The sequence below is a fragment of the Kitasatospora sp. NPDC048194 genome, assembly GCF_043202455.1.
Classification (GTDB): domain Bacteria; phylum Actinomycetota; class Actinomycetes; order Streptomycetales; family Streptomycetaceae; genus Kitasatospora.
Map to the genome: position 1 here is coordinate 1 of NZ_JBIDAK010000072.1, position 3,344 is coordinate 3,344.

Annotated in this window: 1 protein-coding gene; it reads left to right on the plus strand. The window is 74.9% G+C overall.

What is annotated here, in order from left to right:
* Nucleotides 1-3,344 (plus strand): SDR family NAD(P)-dependent oxidoreductase (locus ACGF07_RS35545; protein ID WP_392905810.1); only part of this gene is annotated, 3,344 nt, incomplete at both ends.

The following is a 3,344-nucleotide window of genomic DNA, read 5'->3' on the forward strand; positions in this document are numbered from 1 at the left end:
CGCCAACCCGTCCGATTCACCGACGCCATCCGCACCGCCCTCACCGACGGCCACACCACCTACGTCGAAATCAGCCCCCACCCCGTCCTCACCACAACCATCCAGGACACCGCCGAAACCACGAACCACCCCACCCTCACCACCGGCACCCTCCGCCGCAACGAAGGAAACTGGACCCGCCTCCTCACCTCCCTCGCCCACCTCCACACCCACGGCCACCCCGTCGACTGGACCCCCCACCTCCACCCAGGCCACCACCCCGACCTCCCCACCTACCCCTTCCAACACCAGCACCTGTGGATCGAGGACACGGCCACGCCGTCCGCTGCCGGCCCGGCTGGGCCCAGCGCCGTGGACGCGGCCTTCTGGGAGGCCGTCGAGGAGCAGGACGCCACCGCCGTGGCCGCCACGCTGCAGGTGGAGGACGACGACGAGCAGCGGCGGTCGCTGGACGTCCTGCTGCCTGCGCTCTCCTCATGGCACCGGCGGAGCCGCGACCGTTCGGCGGTGGACGACTGGCGGTACCGGATCACCTGGAAGCCGGTGCCCGGGGGCGCCGCGTCCTCGCTCTCCGGCACCTGGCTGGTCGTCGTACCCGAGGGCCGGGCCGATGACGCCTGGGTCACCGAGGCCGTCCGCTTCCTCGGCCTGCGCGGCGCGCGGGCCGAGGTGCTGGAAGCCGCCGGGGCCGACGCGGACCGGACCGTCCTGGCGGCGAGGGTGCGCGAGGTGCTCGGCGGCGACGAGCCCGGCCCGGCCGGTGTGTTGTCGTTCCTCGGACTGGACGCCCGTCGTCACCCCGGGAAGCAGACCGTCACGAGCGGACTGGCCCTGACGCTGGTGCTGGTCCAGGCGCTGGCCGACCTCGGCCTCCGGGCGCCGCTGTGGTGCGCCACCCGCGGCGCCGTGTGCGCCGGGCCGTCCGACGCCCCCGCGGATCCCGTCCAGTCCCAACTGTGGGGTCTCGGCCGGGTCGTCGCGCTGGAGCAGTCGCAGCTCTGGGGCGGTCTGGTCGACCTGCCGGAGGCACCCGACGAGCGGGCGCTCGGTCAGCTGGCACGGGTGCTCGCGGGATCGTCCGGTGAGGACCAGGTGGCGGTCCGTGCGGCCGGACTGTTCGCCCGGCGGATGGTCCACGCGCCGCTCGGCGACGCCAAGCCCGTCCGGGGCTGGCGCCCGAGGGGGACGGTACTGGTCACCGGCGGCACCGGGAGCCTCGGCCCCCGGCTCGCCCGCTGGCTGGCCGACAACGGCGCCGAGCACCTCGTGCTGGCCAGCCGCTCGGGCCCGGACGCCCCAGGTGCTTCGGACCTGGCCGCCGAGCTGGCCGAGCGCGGGGTGGCCGTCACCCTGGCGGCCTGCGACGTGGCCGACCGCGAGGCGGTGGCCGGGCTGCTCGACGGCCTGCGGGCCGATGGCCACACGGTACGGGCCGTCCTGCACACGGCCGCCTTCATCGAGTTGACGTCCGTCGCCGACACCACGTTGGACAGCCTCGACCAGGTGCTGGCCGCCAAGGTCGACGGGGCCCGGCACCTGGTCGACCTGCTCGACGCGGACGCACTCGACGCCTTCGTGCTGTTCTCCTCGATCGCCGGCTTCTGGGGCAGCGGTGACCACGCCGCCTACGCCGCCGCCAACACGGCACTCGACGCCCTGGCCGAGCAGGGCCGCGCGGGCGGCCTGCCGATGCTGTCGGTCGCCTGGGGCGTCTGGGAGGACGCCGTCAACACCTGGAAGAACCTCGGCGACCCGGACGTCGAACGGACCCGCCGACGCGTGCGCGGGCAGGGCCTCCCGCTGATGGCCGCCGAGCTGGCGGTCGCCGCCCTGCAGCAGGCGCTGGACCACGACGACACCTTCGTCGCGGTGGCCGAGATCGACTGGGAGCGTTTCGTCCCGCTGTTCACCGCGGTGCGCCCCAGCCCGCTGCTGGCCGAACTCCCGGAGGTGCGCGCCGTCCTGGCGTCCTCGGCCGAGGCGGCCGCCGGGTCGGCCGGCTCCGGGAGCGAACTCCGGCGGTCCCTGACGGACCTGCCCGAGGCGGACCAGCTGCGGGTGCTCACCGAGCTGGTCACCGCCCACGCCGTCGCGGTCCTGGGCCGCAGCGGTCCGGACGGCATCCGGCCCGACCGTGCCTTCAAGGAGCTGGGGTTCGAGTCCCTGACGGCGGTCGAGCTGCGCAACCGGCTGGCGTCCGCCACCGGCCTGCGCCTCCCGGCGACGCTGGTGTTCGACTATCCCACGCCGACCGCGCTCGCCGCCCAGCTGCGGCGCGAGGTCCTGGAGTTGGGAGCGGCGGAGGTGACCGCCCCGACCGGACCGGCCGCCGCGGCGGCGGCCGACGACGACGACGACGACGACGACGACGACAACGAGGCGATCGCGATCGTCGGCATGGCGTGCCGGTTCCCGGGGGGTGTGACGACACCGGACGATCTCTGGGGGCTGCTCGACACGGGCGGTGACGTGGTCTCCGACCTGCCCACCGACCGCGGCTGGGACCTGGACGCCGTGCGCGGCCAACAGGGCGGGTTCGTCCAGGACGTGGACGGATTCGACGCCGCGTTCTTCGGGATCAGCCCGCGCGAGGCGCTCGCGATGGACCCGCAGCAGCGGCTGCTGCTGGAGACCTCGTGGGAGGCCTTCGAGCGGGCCGGCATCGACCTGGCCGCCCTGCGCGGCAGCCGGACCGGTGCGTTCATCGGCGCCATGCAGCACGGGTACGGCGTCACCTCGGCCGACGCGTCGGCCGCCATCGAGGACTACGTCATCACCGGCAGTGTCACCAGCGTCATCTCGGGCCGGCTGGCGTACGCGTTCGGCCTGGAGGGCCCGGCGATCACGGTGGACACGGCCTGCTCCTCCTCGCTGGTCGCCCTGCACCTCGCCACCCGGGCCCTGCGGGCCGGCGAGTGCTCGATGGCGATCGCGGGCGGGGCGGTGGTGATGCCGACCCCCGACTCGTTCATCGGCTTCAGTCGCATGGGCGCGCTGTCCGGGACCGGCCGCTGCAAGGCGTTCTCCGAGGACGCGGACGGGTTCGGCCTCGCCGAGGGCGTGGGCGTGGTGCTGGTCGAGCGGCTCTCCGACGCCCGCCGCAACGGCCACCGGGTGCTGGCGGTGGTGCGCGGCTCGGCGCTCAACCAGGACGGCGCCTCCAACGGACTGGCCGCGCCGAACGGGCCGTCACAGCAGCGGGTGATCCGCGCCGCCCTCGCCGACGCCCGACTCACCGCCGCCGACGTGGACGCGGTGGAGGCGCACGGGACGGGCACCCGGCTGGGCGACCCGATCGAGGCCCAGGCCCTGCTGGCGACGTACGGGCAGGAGCGGCCTGCCGA